Below are 14,238 nucleotides of genomic sequence, written 5' to 3'. Positions count from 1 at the left end.
TAGATGTGAAAATTATATGTTAATTTGTTTGTTATGGAAAAAATCGCTATTTCATCTACAAAAGGAGGAGTTGGAAAATCCTCAATTACAGTACTTCTTGCAAAATATTTACAATCTAAAGGATTAAAAGTAGGAATAGTAGATGCAGATATTTATGGCCCAAATATCTTAAGGCTATTAGATTTTGAGCATAAGCAACACGAACTTATTTTAAAAAAAAATAATTTATTTGAACCTGTTGTAATCGATGACATTGCCTTAAGTTCAATGTCATTTGTTATAAATCAAGGTCAAGCAGCGGCATGGAGAGGACCAATGCTAAGTAGTGCAATAAAACAAATTACAACTAAAGTTGAGTGGGGAAACTTAGATTTTCTGTTAATCGACATGCCTCCGGGCACAGGGGATGCCTATTTAACTATATTTGATGACATTAAAATAAAAAAAAGTTTACTAATTGCAGTGGATGATGAATTAAGCATTGATGATTTAAAGAAAACAGATAATTTATTCAATAAGTTAAATGTCAATCAAATAGGAATTATAGAGAATTTTTCTGAGAACTTTCAATTAGGTGATAAACCAATCTTATCGAAGAGAATACAAGCTGAATTTCCTAATCATAAGATTTTATTTTCTCTTCCTAGAGTCCCTAAAAATCTGTTTTACAAGGAAATAAGAAAAATTTCGAAACTTAAAGACTATTTTCCTGATAAGCTATTCACTTAATGAAAAGATTTTTATTTCTTTTTTTTATCTCAACATTTTCAATCGCGGAAAATGAAGATGTTAATGTAGACCCCTTTGAATCAACAAATCGTATTGTTTTTGAGATATCTGATGATCTTGACACAATGATTATAAGACCAGTTGCAGAAATTTACAGGGATGTAACACCTAGGTTCATTAAAAATTCTGTTACCAATTTTTTTTATAACCTTTCAGAAGTAGACACAATTATAAATCAACTATTACAAGGAAAAATTGTTCTTGCTGGCCAGGATTCTCTTAGATTTTTAATTAACTCTACAATCGGAATTGTTGGATTTGTTGATGTAGCTACTAGAGTTGGCTTTGAAAGACATGATGAAGATTTTGGTCAAACTCTTGGTTATTGGGGGGTGCCAGCTGGCCCTTATGTGTTTTTGCCATTAATTGGTCCTTCAACCATTAGAGATTCATTTAGCAAGCCGACTAGTTGGTTTCTTTCTGGAAATTTATCAGTTTCAGATGAGGAGGCAAAAATTTTTATAAATTTACTCGATGCGGTGGAAACACGTGAACGTTTATTAGTCGCAGAAAAACTCATTGTCGGCGACAAATATGAATTTGTTAAAAGTGTTTATTTGCAAACTCGTAATGATTTAGTTTTCGATGGAGAGGTTGAAGATGAATTTCTTACAGATTTAGAGCTAGATCTTTTCGCAGCAGATCCTCTTTTAAATCAATAAATATATCTTCTATTGAGATATTTTTGTTTTTGAGTGAATCTAGTATTTCATTTCTTACTTTTTTATTTTTAGAAATAACTTTAATAAGTTGCATAAAATGATTTAGAGCTCTATTTATATCCTTTTGATTTGGAAGGTTCAAAACATATACCAAGTACTTATTCATGATGCTTTTTAAAGATTCTTGACTTACGTTATTAAAAATTTCTTTTTCTACATCTAGAAGAAATAGCGGATCATCATAAATTTTTCTTCCTAACATAATTCCATCAAAATTATTTAGTAAGTTTTTGCAGTCCTTAAGATTATCAATTCCACCATTTAAAATAATTTCTAATTCAGAAAATTCTTCTTTAAGATCTCTAACAATTTTATAATTGAGTTTAGGTATAGTTCTGTTTCTCTTTGTATCAAGACCACTTATTGCCTTTCTTGCATGAATAATAAATGTTTTTATACCAACATTAGAAATTTCGTTAACAAAATTAAAGAGAAAATCTTTTCCTTCAAATTCGTCAACCCCGATTCTACATTTAACAGTAACTGGCAAAGATACATTTTTTTTCATTTCATATAAGCATTCTGATAATAAGTTTTTATCTTTCATTAAAAAAACTCCAAAATTCCCAGATTTCACTTTTTTAGACGGGCATCCAACGTTAAGATTTATCTCACTATATCCAAAATCTTCACCAATACTAGCAGCAATCCCTAAATCTTTTGGATTACTACCACCAAGTTGCAAAGCAACTGGTTGTTCACAATCATTAAATGATAATAATTTATTAGCATCTCCTTTAATAATTGCATTTGAGTGAATCATTTCTGTGTATAAATAAGCATTCTCACTCAATAATCTTGATAAAAAACGGAAGTGTTTATCCGTCTTCTTCATCATTGGAGCAATGCAGAATTTTCTTTTCATTAAATAAATAAGATTACACAAATGAGACCAACTATAGTTAGCACTATTGTGTATGGTAACGCCTTATACACCATCTTTAAGTAAGAGAGCCCTATCAATGGAGCAAGAGAAGAAGTTAAAAGAAAAAGAAATGCTGCTTGTCCATTTGGAGTAGCAACACTTGGAAGATTTGTTCCTGTGTTTATAGCAACAGCCAAGTTATCAAATTGTTCCCTATTAATTAATCCATCATTCAGCGCTGCCATAATTTCATTCATATATACAGTAGCGACAAATACATTATCACTGATTGCAGAAAGAACACCATTCGCTATAAAAAATAGTGGAGTTTGTATATCTGGTGATGTAGATAAAACATAGCTTGTTACAGGAGAAAACAAGTTTTGATCATGAATAACAGCAACAATAACGAAAAATATTACAAGAAGAGCTGTGAAGGGAAGAGGTTCTTTAAAAGCCTCGCCTAAATCATGTTCAGATGTAATCCCTTTAAGAGCGGTAAGAAATACAAGTAAGAACAATCCTATTACACCTACTTGTGCTAAATGAAATGCAAGAGCAAAAATAAGTAATATTCCTAGTAATGCTTCAATGACTAAGTGAGTGTTTTCAATGTTTGTTCTATTTTTTTCTTTTTCTAAAGCTGCATCAATTAATTTATCTCTTAATGTTGATGGAAGTTGAGCACCGTATTCAGAAAGTTTTAACTTTTCGATAATAATACATGTAAGTATTCCAAAAAATAAAACAGGAATTGTTACAGGGGCCATTCTAAGGAAGAACTCTATAAAGCTCCAATCAGCTTTGGTTGCAATTAATAAATTCTGTGGTTCTCCAACAATTGTGCAAACACCACCCAAAGCAGTACCTACTGCTCCATGCATCACGATATCTCTTAAAAAAGCCTTCCCTTGATCAAATTCTTTTTGAGTTATGGTTTTATTTTTTAGGTTATCAGCAAAAATATTATAAAAGCCAATAGAGACAGAAATAAGTACAGCAGTAACTGTAAGTGCATCAAGAAATGCAGATAAAAAAGCTGAAGAAAATAAAAAAAGAAGTGAGAGTATTGTTTTATTTTCAAAAAATTCAATGATTTTCGTAAAAATAACAAGCAATAAATCTTTCATAAAGAATATTGCAGAAACCATAAACATTAGAAGTAAAAGAACTTCTAAATTTCCCTCAATTTCATGAAAAACTTGATACGTATCAGTTAATCCCATTAATAGGGCTTGAAATGCAATTAATCCACCTGGTTGCAATGGATAACATTGAATTGAAAATATTAATGTAAAGATGAATTGTAGTAAGAAAATCCAACCCAATATGAAGCCGGTCTCTAAACCTAAAATATTTAGTAAAAAATAAAGTGCAGGATTAATAATTAAAAATCCAAAAATAGTTCTTTTGTACCAACTTGGAGCATTTCCAAGGAAGCTTTCAAAAAATGTGCTTAAAACATTGGTCATAAAAAGTTACATTATACAGAATATGTCTATTTATATACCTTGTTTTTCATCTTTATCAAGACCAAAAGTAACTGATAAAGTTATTTTTATCACAGAAGAAAATAAAATATTAATTAATAAAGAAACAGGTTCAATACTAAATGATCCTCAAGATACAAAAAATAATTCCTTTTTTGAGATCTATAACAATGGTAAAGATTCTATTTATCTAGAAAAAGGCATAGATACATTAAGTGAAAATTTACTTAAAAGAAGAGAAGTGCTCATGCATTTGAATTATGAAGAATTCTCATATTTTTCTAGAGCAGTACAAATTAATGATTGGATTTATAAATTTCTTTATTGCCCAGAGCATGGAGATGAACTTGAGCAAATAAAAGAAGATTTAGCTAAAAGTAGTAAAAAAAATAAATTTAGTTATTACCCCAAAATGTCACCTTGCATTTTAGTAGCAGTAACCAATAAAGATAAAATGTTATTAGTAAAGCACTATAGACACTCATTTTTCTTCACAGTAATTGCAGGATTTGTTGAGTATGGAGAAACTCTAGAAGAATGTGTAAGACGTGAAGTTTTTGAAGAAGTAGGTATCAAAGTGACAAATGTTAAATATTTTGAGAGTCAACCATGGCCATTTCCAAATCAATTAATGATGGCTTTTACCGCGGAGACTAATGAAGAAGAACTCACTCTTGATGATGAAGAGATAGAAGAGGGTAGATGGTTTCATAAAAAGGATTTGCCAAAAATCCCACCGCCCCCTTCTTTATCAAATAAATTGATACAGCATGTTATCGATTCCCTGATCTAGGGTCATTTTTAGCTCTAACAACAGGCCTTTTTTTAGTTTGCTTAACCTCTTTTACATTACCAATGTTATCGTCAGGAATTGGCTTTTTTTCAACCTTTACTGGTTTCTTATTTCCATCAATAGGTTTTTTACTAATTGGTTTAGGTTTTCTTTCAACCTTTCTATCATTTTTAAATTTTGTTGGCCTAGGTTTTCTAAATTTATTAGGTTTTCTTCCTTTATTTCTATTTCTATCGGGAGAAAATTTTTTCACAGGCTTTTTTTGATTCGCCTCTTCATCAGATTTGAAAAAACTAAATAAAGAGTCTATGAAGCCTTTTTTGTCACTTTCAGAACTAGGCATATTGCTGAATTCAACATCCTCTACTAAAGCTTTAGCCTGTCTTTTTGGAACCTTAATATTGTAGCTACTTCTATTTTGGAAAGCTTTTGATGATTCGTTAAGTTCAGATTCGTAATCAAAATAAGCATTTTTCTTAACTTCAATTGTGTAGTTATCATTTTGTTTATACGGATCGATAAATACAAGAATTTTAATTTCAAATTTAGCCTCGATCTGATTTAAGTTATTTCTGTATCTGTTTAAAAGTTCATTTGCGATATTAGGAGATACTTTTAGGAGAAGTGCACTGGATTTATTATTTATTGCTTTCTCTGTTAAAAGTCTAAAAATTGATTCACATATCGAAACAACAGACCTTACCCATATAGTTTTTCCCATCAAGTCATTCAATGCGGGTTTAATTCTTTGTCGGGACATTTCCATTAGACCAAATCTTGATATTTTATCTAACTGTACCCTTGCATGGTCTTGCTTTGTGGACTCATACATCGCTCTTTCTACCTTTTCATTATTTTTCTCATCATCCATATCTATAAAATCAATAACAATTAAACCACCGAGATCACGTAATTTAACTTGTTTTCCAATTTCATGTGCAGATTCAAGATTTGTCTTAAGGGCTGTTTCCTCAATATCTCCACCTTTTGTAGATTTAGCAGAGTTTATATCAATGGATGTTAAAGCCTCACCGGAATCGATTACTAACGATCCCCCAGATGGAAGTTTAACTTCTCTAGAAAAAGCAGATTCAATTTTTGACTCTATTCCATAGCTTGCAAACAGAGGAATGTTATCTTGATACAACTTAATTTTATCTACAAAATCTGGAACAATTTTTTGAGCATATACCTTTGCTGATTCAAAGTCGTCTTCATTATCAACAACAAGTTCACCTATATCTGCTTTGAAGTAATCCCTTATAGTTTTTTGTATTAAGCTTTGATCGGCATAAATAAGTTGATTAGTTTTAGCATCATTTATTGCAGCACTTACTTCGACCCAAAGTTTTTTTAGATACTCCAAATCCCAGTTCAATTGTTCTTTTTCTTTATCAATTCCAGCAGTTCTGATTATGACACTCATATTTTCAGGAACTTTTAGCGAATCCATTAGCTCTTTTACCTTTTCTCTTTCATCGCCATGGATTCGTCTAGAGATACCTCCACCTGAAGGATGATTCACCATCAGTACAACATATCTGCTAGCTAATGATATGTAGGTTGATAAAGCAGCGCCTTTATTTGCTCTCTCTTCCTTTTCAATCTGAACAACAATATCATCGCCTTCTTTGATTTTAAATCTATCTGCACCAGTTTTAGATTGGTCAAAATAATCAGCATTAAGCTCTTTGAAAGGTAAAAATCCATGTCTTGAAGAGCCCATTTCAACGAAAATTGCTTCAAGGCTTGCCTCAATTTTAGTTATTTTTCCTTTGTGAATGCTCCCTTTTTGAAAGGAAGTGCCACCGAATTCTAAGTCAAAATCTATTAACTTTTCACCATCAACTAAAGCACTTCTTTTACCATTGATGGAATTTGTATCTTAATAAGAGATAAGAACTTTTTTAAATCTGAAGTTTTGTAGAATTATTCATTTTATATAAACTTTTTAATCTAATTTTTATTGTTCTTATCATATATATAATTAATTTCTTTCTGCTTACTTTGTATATTTCTTATTTCTGGTAGTAAGCTAGAACATATTCTACAGCATAATGATAAAAATTGAATTTTTAATTATTGATCAAGATAACTCTGGAAGAAGATTAGATAATTTTATTTTTTCTAAATACAAAAAAGTACCTAAATCAAAAATATATAGCTCAATTAGAAAGGCAAAGATCAAGGTAAATGGTAAAAAATCAAAACCAGATTATAAATTGTGTGAAAAAGATAAAATTTCATGTCCTGCTTTTGTTGAGAAGAAAAGCGTCAATGAATCTCCAAATATATCTCGACATTTAGAACTCATAGAAAATTCTATTATTTATGATTCTAAAAATTTTATTGTTATCAATAAACCCCCTAATTTTGCAGTGCATGGTGGTTCTGGCTTAAATTTTGGAGTTATAGAATTGATAAAAAAAATTTATAAATATTCAGATGATTACAAGCTAGCCCATCGTATTGACAAATTTACAAGTGGATGCCTAATTATTGCAAAGAAAATGTCATCATTAAGAGATGTGCATGCACAATTCAGAAATAAACAAGTAAAAAAAGTCTATGAATGTATCGTTCATGGACAATGGCCAAAAAGTAAAACAAAAATTGAATCGAATATAGAGGTAAGAAAATTAAATAATCAAAGATTCTCGGTTGAAAGTGAAGCTGGAAAAACATCACATACAAAATTTAAGTTTATTAAATGCAATGATTTATTTTCACATATTATTGCACTTCCAATTACTGGAAGAACACATCAAATTCGACTTCATTGTAGTAGTGCTGGACACCCAATAGTTGGAGATAATAAATATAAACTTAGTAAATACCAGGAAACTAAATCAAGAATGATGTTGCATGCAAAGGAGATTAACTTTGTTGATGACGGTAGAAAAGTTAAGGTGATTGCAAAAGAAAATTATGAATTTGGTTTAAACAAGCTTACTAATAGCTAATTTATCTGAGTAAGCAGCGTTCCCTCTTACTACATCGATTGAAACAACCATTAAAAAAAAGACGCAGCTCGAAATTACTAATAATGGTATCCGCATAAATTTGAATAATAGCATAAAAGAATGAAAATTATTTTCTTTTCTTTTTAAATTCATCCAAAGATGGGCAATCATAATCCGGCTCCAAAAAATTATTATTTGGAATAAATTTGCCATTTCTAACCATAAAAGATACGTTTGATTTAATAGGCATTTCAAGATTTAATTTTTTGAATGTTTTCTTTAACGACGCGCCAGAAGCAATGGCAGTATTTAAAATTATAAAATTCGCTTTTGCTTTTTCAGATACTTTCTTTTTCATAAGCCATTACATCTTAAAAATTTTATCTTACATCAGTTTATGTAAATGTTATTTATTCTTTTTCTTTTTAGTTATCAATATATAGCCACCGCCAAAAAGTGTTATCAATATAATTATTAAACCTTCATCCATAAAACCTTTAAGTTATGGTAGGGATGAACGGACTTGAACCGTTACGCTTTTCAGCATGCGAGTTTGAGTCGCACGTGTCTACCAATTCCACCACATCCCCATAAATTGCTATCATACATCCTGTGAATCAAGACATCTATAAAAGTGATTATGATTATGAAATTCCAGAAAAGTTAATTGCTAGATATCCTCCTAAAAATAGAACAGATTCAAAACTGCTCTTATGCAAAGATCAAAACTTCTCAATTGAAAATTTTTCTTCAATTTCAAATTTTTTAAAGAAAGATGATCTAATAGTTTTCAATGAAACAAAAGTATTTAAAGCAAGATTAAGGTTGCAAAAAGAAAGTGGAGGGCAAACAGAAATTTTTATTAATAGAATTCTTTCTAAGTTTGAAGCAGAATGTTTAACCAAAGGATTAAACCTTAAAAAAAAATCACAAGTTCTTAAAACAGACACCTTCCCTTTGAAAATAAGTATTGTTAAAGAAAAAGAAGGATTGGTATTAATAAAGTTTAGTCAAAACGTTGAACATCTATGTTCAATATATGGAAAGGTTCCTATCCCACCATATTTGAAGAGAGATGATGATGAATTTGATAACCTTCGATATCAAAGTGTATTTGCAAATGATGTATTTAAAGAATCTGCAGCTGCGCCAACAGCATCTTTACATTTTGATAATGATTTATATGAAAAGATCACAAACGAGTTTTCTACTTGTAAGATTAATTTAGCTGTAGGACTAGGCACATTTAAACCTCTGTCTAATGATGCAATTAATGATTCATCCACATTACATGAGGAAAACTTTTTTATATCCAACGAATCAGCAAAAAAAATTAATTCTCAACTCAAAGAAAAAAAAAGAATCATAGCTATAGGAACCACAACTCTTAGAGCATTAGAATCATCCTGGAATAATGAAACAAATTCAGTTTCACCTGGAAAACAGACAACTACTATTTTTATTAAAGAGGGGTTTAAATTTAATGTAGCTAATGCATTGCTAACTAATTTTCATTTACCACAATCAAGTCTATTGATGTTGGTTTGTGCATTTGCTGGAAAGGAGCTTATATTTTCAGCATATGAATTTGCTATTAAAAATAATTTACGCTTTTTCAGTTATGGAGATGCGATGATAATAGAAAGATGTCCTTTGAATTATTAACTTCATCAGGGTATGCACGTAGAGGCACCCTAATAACCAAAACATCGAAAATACAAACACCTGTATTTATGCCTGTAGGAACTTATGGGACTGTAAAAGGTTTAACTCCAGATCAGTTACATGAAATTGGATTTGAAATAATTCTAGGTAATGCATTTCATCTATTTCAACGACCAGGATTAGAAACAATCAAGAAATTCAACGGATTGCATAAATTTATGGGCTGGAATAAATCAATCTTGACTGATTCTGGTGGATTTCAGATATGGAGTTTGAAGGAGCTAAGAAAAATTTCAGAAGAGGGAGTTGAATTTAAATCACCCCTTGATGGTTCAAAAATATTTATGTCTCCTGAAGACTCAATAAATACTCAGCTTATTTTAAATTCTGATATTGTTATGGCTTTTGATGAATGTACCAATTACCCAAGTTCACTTGATGAAGCGGAAGAATCTATGAATCTAACTCATAGATGGACAAAAAGATCTGTTGACTATTTCAATAAAAATAAAAATGGACATTTGCTTTTCGGCATAGTGCAGGGCGGAATGCATAATGAATTAAGGTTAAAGTCACTTGAATTTATGAATAGTATGAAACTTGATGGAATTGCACTTGGAGGTTTAAGCGTGGGAGAGACTAAAGAAGAAAAGACAAAAGTTCTTAAATTTCTTGCTCCACATCTTCAAATTGATAAACCTCATTATGTAATGGGTGTTGGTACACCAGAGGAGATTGTAGAGGGTGTTAGATATGGAATAGATATGTTTGATTGTGTAATGCCAACTAGAAATGCAAGAAATGGATTTTTATATACAAGTAAAGGAATTTTAAAAATAAGAAATTCTGAACATAAAAACTCTACTAAACCTATAGATGAAAATTGTGACAGTTATACAAATAGAAATTTTTCTCGTGCTTACCTCCATCATTTAGATAAGTGCAATGAAATATTAGCTAGTACTTTGATGAGCATACATAATTTATCTTACTTTCATAAATTAATGTCTGATATAAGAAAGTCTTTAGAAGAAAATAAATTTGAAGAATTTCTTGATTCCTTTTACGATATGAGGAGCTTAAAGAAGCCAAAACTATAGGATAACTAATGAACGAAGCAACAGCACCAACATTCTTTCCATTTTTAATGTTATTGTTCTTTTTTTTATTTGTTTATTTCATGACAATTAGACCGCAACAAAAGAGAAAAAAAGAGCATGATGCATTAGTCGCAGCACTAAAGAAAGGCGATGAAGTAATGACTTCTTCTGGAATTGTAGGAAAAATTGAAAATGTAAAAGATAGATATGTGTTAATAAAACTGGGAGATAATGTAACAATTAATATGCAAAAAGAGTTTATTTCTTCTTTGCTCCCCAAAGGTACTATTAATAATATTGAGACACAGTGAATCGTTTTAAAATTTGGCAAAATTTTTTAATCTCAACTGTGTTAGTTGTTGGGATAATTTTTTCCCTACCAAATTTTTTCCCTACTAATCCTGCCTTACAAGTAGCATCTAGCAACTCTTCAATATTTTTCGACACATCTATTAAAGAAGAAATTGAAAAATTACTAAAAAAAAATAATGTCTTTGTAGATAAGATTGAAAATATAGACAATGCATTACAAATAACTCTCCAATCTGTTAATGATCAGCTTACTGCAAGAAGGCTGATTGCAGACTACTCCAAAGGAGAATTTATAATTGCCTTAAATTCTGTTGCAACCACTCCAAATTGGTTAAAAGATCTGGGTGGTAAGCCCCTAAACTTAGGGTTAGATTTAGCAGGAGGTGTTCATTTTCTTCTGGAGGTTGATACAGAGAGATACTCAACAGAGAGGCTTTCGTCAGAAGGAGCAAGTCTTCTTGAAGAATTCTCAAAAAGAGGAATAAATTCAAACTATAAAAGCTCCAGCGACGAAATAAGGCTTAATTTCACCAGTGCAAATGACGTAACTGAAGCTAAAAATTATTTAGATCAAAATAATTTTTCAGTTAGCGGCTCAAAATATGATTTAATTCAAAACGGAAATTCTATCAATCTAAGGTACACATCAAACTATTTAGCTGAGATAGTCGATTATGCAGTAGATCAGAACTTAGTAGCATTGAGAAATAGGGTTAATGAGCTTGGTGTCTCAGAACCTATAGTTCAGAGAGAGGGAAAAAGCAGAATAGTAGTAGAACTTCCAGGAGTGCAAGATTCTGCTTCTGCTAAGAAAATAATTGGAAAGACTGCTAATTTAGAATTTAGATTAGAAGCAAAATCTAATGCATCTTTTCTGAGAAAAGATAAATTCTTTTATAAAAATCAGCCCTCGAGTTCAGCTTTTCTTGAAAAGAAAATAATTTTATCTGGTGATAGTGTTACCAATGCTCAAAGCAGTTTTGATGAAAACGGCAGGCCCCAAGTAAACATATCTTTAGACATCTCTGGTGGCAGGGCCATGCAAGAAGCAACAAAAGATAACATAGGAAGAAGGTTAGGAGTTTTATTAATAGAAGAAAAAACAAAAACCTTTTTTGATGAAAACAATGAGGTATTGCAAGAATCATATGTAGAAAAATCAATAATTAGTAATGCGACTATACAAGATGTTTTAGGCACTAGTTTTAGAATTACTGGATTATCTAATTCATATGAGGCGAGTGATTTAGCCTTACTTTTACGAGCAGGGGCACTAGCTGCTCCAATGAAATTTGTAGAAGAACAAACAATTGGACCCACACTAGGTCAAGAAAATATAACAAAAGGACTTAATTCAGTAATTATTGGATTTATTCTTGTTTTTATCTTTATGCTGATTAGATATAGGTTATTTGGAATAGCTGCCAATTTTGCATTAATTTTTAATTTAGTATTAATTACTGCGGTAATGTCGCTAATTGGAGCAACTTTGACGCTGCCTGGAATAGCTGGAATTGTACTTACTGTAGGCATGGCAGTTGATGCAAATGTTTTAATCTTTGCAAGAATATCGGAAGAAATACGCTCAAATAGTGAAGTTCAGTTGGCAATAAAAAATGGATTTTCAAAAGCATTTGGAACAATTATGGATGCAAATATTACTACCTTATTAGTAGCCCTTATTCTTTATGCTATAGGGACAGGACCAATAAAAGGATTCGCTATAACTTTAAGCATTGGAATAGTGACATCAATCTTTACTGCAATCTTAGTTACTAGAGGGATAGTTAATATTATGTACGGTTATCGTAAAGTGGAGAGATTAAATATCTAATGAATATTCCTTTTACAAAATTTAATAACTTAGGAATGATTATATCCTCGGTTCTTATTTTAATCTCAGTACTTTCAATGCTATTTAAGGGTCTTACGCTTGGATTAGATTTTACTGGTGGAGTGTCCCTCGAAATTAAGTATGAACAAAAAGCTGATCTTGAAAGAATACGTTCAAGCATTTCTAAAATTGAGAACTCAAATTTTGTTGTTCTTAATTTTGGCAGTGATGACAATGTTTTGATTAAATTTCAAAGTGATGAAGATCTAAATATTAATGCTCAAACTGTTGTAGAACAGCTTAAAAATGATAATTATCTTGGCGAAGTAACAAAAAGTGAAACAATATTTCCCCAGATAGGAGAGGAGCTTAGAGATAAAGGTGGCATAGCAATTCTTGTTGCAATATTAGTTATTCTTGTTTATGTAATATTTAGATTTCAAATAAAATTTGGATATGGTGCAATAGCTGCTCTGGTGCATGATGTGTTGATCATTTTGGGAATATTCTCAATATTCAACTTAGTCTTTGATTTATCAGTGCTTGCAGCATTATTAGCTGTAGTAGGGTACTCTTTGAATGACTCGATAGTTGTATCCGACAGAATAAGAGAAAACTTTGTTGATAAAAATAAACATGGTAGTAGTGACACACTTATAAACCTATCTTTGAATCAAGTATTTTTGAGAACAATAGTTACCTCTTTTACAACACTTCTTGTTTTAGTTGCACTTTTAATTGCTGGAGGAGAGGCTTTAAAAAACTTTAGTCTTGCGCTTGCTATGGGGGTTGTAGTCGGTTCTTATTCGTCTATTTTTATAGTAGTAAAAATCCTTCTTCTTACAAATTTAACTAAAAAAGACATGGAAAAGACTTCAAATGAACCTGAAGAGTCCTATTCAATGGATTGAAATCCAGTTACAACACATTTGGAGAGATCTTTAAAACATTTTGGTGTAGATATTATTATATGGTCTGAATCAAAGTTATCAGGAACACCATCAAAGCTTGTAGTCAAACATCCAGCTGCTTGACCAATAAATAAACCACCAAAACGGTCCCATTTTTCAAGACCATTTCCCCAGAAGCCGTCTAATCGTCCTGCTGCAACGTATACTAAGTCTAAAGATACACAACCTGATTTTCTAATAGATATATTATATTTATTAAGCTCTCCAAAAGTTTTAAGCAATTCGTACTTGTAACTATGCTTTTTGTTGAAATGGCTTGAATTAGAAAGTAATGCATTGCTTAAGCCTTCCTTTTTACTTGCTCTAATTCTTCTATTATTAAGTAAGGCTCCAGTATCTTTACCTGCACAAAAAACTTCATTTCTTACTGGATCAATAATTACGGCACAGACCACTTTTCCTTCACAAACGCATGCAAGGGAAAGAGAATAATGTGGATATTGATGAATAAAATTTCTAGTCCCGTCTAAAGGATCTAAAAGCCAGTATGAATCAGATTTTTCTATTCCATCTGTACCTGATTCTTCACCAAAGAAATTAAATTCAGGATAATATTTTCTTAATGATTCAAAAACTTTTTCTTCAATAAATGGTTCAATATTCGTTGTTATGTCATTTATTCCTTTGTTTATGACTTTTACATTATCAATCCTTTTACTAAAGTGTATTATTTCATTTGCACCATCATATGCAGCCTTTAGTGCTCGATTTAAAATTGGAGGTAATGACATAAC

The 14,238-nt window shown here is 30.9% G+C and carries 14 protein-coding genes and 1 tRNA gene; 9 read left to right on the top strand and 6 right to left on the bottom strand.

Annotated features, from left to right (window positions below; all coding sequences use genetic code 11):
* Window positions 1-33 precede the first annotated feature (33 nt).
* Window positions 34-729, top strand: a complete 696-nt coding sequence (locus tag M9B42_03115; protein URQ63779.1) for an ATP-binding protein — start codon at window positions 34-36, stop codon at window positions 727-729.
* Window positions 729-1,451, top strand: a complete 723-nt coding sequence (locus M9B42_03110; GenBank protein ID URQ63778.1) for a VacJ family lipoprotein — start codon at window positions 729-731, stop codon at window positions 1,449-1,451. The genes M9B42_03115 and M9B42_03110 overlap by 1 nt, the downstream gene beginning before the upstream one ends.
* On the opposite strand, the gene dusA is transcribed toward M9B42_03110, so the two are convergent.
* The gene (dusA, locus tag M9B42_03105; protein URQ63777.1) at window positions 1,399-2,376 is read right to left on the bottom strand and encodes a tRNA dihydrouridine(20/20a) synthase DusA; all 978 of its coding nucleotides are present in this window, start codon (window positions 2,374-2,376) and stop codon (window positions 1,399-1,401) included. The genes M9B42_03110 and dusA overlap by 53 nt on opposite strands.
* Entirely contained in the window at window positions 2,376-3,848 is a 1,473-nt protein-coding gene (gene nhaB, locus M9B42_03100; protein URQ63776.1) for a sodium/proton antiporter NhaB, read from the bottom strand. The genes dusA and nhaB overlap by 1 nt, the downstream gene beginning before the upstream one ends.
* Before the next feature lie 22 nt (window positions 3,849-3,870).
* On the opposite strand from nhaB, the gene nudC reads away from it, so the two are divergent.
* Entirely contained in the window at window positions 3,871-4,659 is a 789-nt protein-coding gene (gene nudC, locus M9B42_03095) for an NAD(+) diphosphatase (GenBank protein URQ63775.1), read from the top strand.
* On the opposite strand, the gene M9B42_03090 is transcribed toward nudC, so the two are convergent.
* Window positions 4,640-6,490: an Rne/Rng family ribonuclease gene (locus M9B42_03090; GenBank protein ID URQ64788.1), complete on the bottom strand. Its 1,851-nt coding sequence runs from the start codon at window positions 6,488-6,490 to the stop codon at window positions 4,640-4,642. The two genes, nudC and M9B42_03090, sit on opposite strands and share 20 nt — an antisense overlap.
* Before the next feature lie 226 nt (window positions 6,491-6,716).
* On the opposite strand from M9B42_03090, the gene M9B42_03085 reads away from it, so the two are divergent.
* The gene (locus M9B42_03085; protein URQ63774.1) at window positions 6,717-7,622 is read left to right on the top strand and encodes an RluA family pseudouridine synthase; all 906 of its coding nucleotides are present in this window, start codon (window positions 6,717-6,719) and stop codon (window positions 7,620-7,622) included.
* A gap of 127 nt (window positions 7,623-7,749) precedes the next feature.
* Here M9B42_03085 and M9B42_03080 read toward each other — a convergent pair whose 3' ends face one another.
* Window positions 7,750-7,980 carry a hypothetical protein gene (locus M9B42_03080; protein URQ63773.1) on the bottom strand — a complete coding sequence of 77 codons (231 nt, stop codon included), beginning with the start codon at window positions 7,978-7,980 and terminating at the stop codon, window positions 7,750-7,752.
* Between the two features lie 147 nt (window positions 7,981-8,127).
* A tRNA-Leu gene (locus M9B42_03075) sits at window positions 8,128-8,212 on the bottom strand.
* Between the two features lie 22 nt (window positions 8,213-8,234).
* Here M9B42_03075 and queA point away from each other — a divergent pair.
* The 5 genes from queA to secF are packed head-to-tail and all read left to right on the top strand — an operon-like array spanning window position 8,235 to window position 13,444.
* Window positions 8,235-9,287, top strand: a complete 1,053-nt coding sequence (gene queA / locus M9B42_03070; GenBank protein ID URQ63772.1) for a tRNA preQ1(34) S-adenosylmethionine ribosyltransferase-isomerase QueA — start codon at window positions 8,235-8,237, stop codon at window positions 9,285-9,287.
* A complete protein-coding gene (gene tgt, locus M9B42_03065; protein URQ63771.1) occupies window positions 9,269-10,387 on the top strand; it encodes a tRNA guanosine(34) transglycosylase Tgt in 1,119 nt (372 codons plus the stop codon). Before queA ends, tgt begins: the two co-directional genes overlap by 19 nt.
* Window positions 10,388-10,395: 8 nt before the next feature.
* Window positions 10,396-10,698 (top strand): preprotein translocase subunit YajC, encoded by a 303-nt coding sequence (gene yajC, locus M9B42_03060; protein ID URQ63770.1) that lies wholly within the window; start codon window positions 10,396-10,398, stop codon window positions 10,696-10,698.
* Window positions 10,695-12,533 carry a protein translocase subunit SecD gene (gene secD, locus M9B42_03055; GenBank protein URQ63769.1) on the top strand — a complete coding sequence of 613 codons (1,839 nt, stop codon included), beginning with the start codon at window positions 10,695-10,697 and terminating at the stop codon, window positions 12,531-12,533. Before yajC ends, secD begins: the two co-directional genes overlap by 4 nt.
* Window positions 12,533-13,444, top strand: coding sequence for a protein translocase subunit SecF (gene secF, locus M9B42_03050; GenBank protein ID URQ63768.1), 912 nt, complete (start codon window positions 12,533-12,535; stop codon window positions 13,442-13,444). The genes secD and secF overlap by 1 nt, the downstream gene beginning before the upstream one ends.
* Here the strand turns inward: secF and M9B42_03045 are convergent.
* Window positions 13,429-14,235: an inositol monophosphatase gene (locus M9B42_03045; GenBank protein URQ63767.1), complete on the bottom strand. Its 807-nt coding sequence runs from the start codon at window positions 14,233-14,235 to the stop codon at window positions 13,429-13,431. The genes secF and M9B42_03045 overlap by 16 nt on opposite strands.
* Between the last annotated feature and the right edge of the window lie 3 nt (window positions 14,236-14,238).

The organism is SAR86 cluster bacterium (genome assembly GCA_023703535.1).
In the GTDB taxonomy this organism is placed as follows: Bacteria; Pseudomonadota; Gammaproteobacteria; order Magnimaribacterales; family TMED112; genus TMED112.
Note: the sequence above shows the minus strand (reverse complement) of the source record. Positions and strands in the feature narration are given on the sequence as shown.

Coding starts and splice junctions, on each gene's coding strand:
- M9B42_03115 (URQ63779.1), top strand. CDS start 34: ATGGAAAAAATCGCTATTTCATCTACAAAAGGAGGAGTTGGAAAATCC.
- M9B42_03110 (URQ63778.1), top strand. CDS start 729: ATGAAAAGATTTTTATTTCTTTTTTTTATCTCAACATTTTCAATCGCG.
- dusA (URQ63777.1), bottom strand. CDS start 2,376: ATGAAAAGAAAATTCTGCATTGCTCCAATGATGAAGAAGACGGATAAA.
- nhaB (URQ63776.1), bottom strand. CDS start 3,848: ATGACCAATGTTTTAAGCACATTTTTTGAAAGCTTCCTTGGAAATGCT.
- nudC (URQ63775.1), top strand. CDS start 3,871: ATGTCTATTTATATACCTTGTTTTTCATCTTTATCAAGACCAAAAGTA.
- M9B42_03085 (URQ63774.1), top strand. CDS start 6,717: ATGATAAAAATTGAATTTTTAATTATTGATCAAGATAACTCTGGAAGA.
- M9B42_03080 (URQ63773.1), bottom strand. CDS start 7,980: ATGAAAAAGAAAGTATCTGAAAAAGCAAAAGCGAATTTTATAATTTTA.
- tgt (URQ63771.1), top strand. CDS start 9,269: ATGTCCTTTGAATTATTAACTTCATCAGGGTATGCACGTAGAGGCACC.
- yajC (URQ63770.1), top strand. CDS start 10,396: ATGAACGAAGCAACAGCACCAACATTCTTTCCATTTTTAATGTTATTG.
- secF (URQ63768.1), top strand. CDS start 12,533: ATGAATATTCCTTTTACAAAATTTAATAACTTAGGAATGATTATATCC.
- M9B42_03045 (URQ63767.1), bottom strand. CDS start 14,235: ATGTCATTACCTCCAATTTTAAATCGAGCACTAAAGGCTGCATATGAT.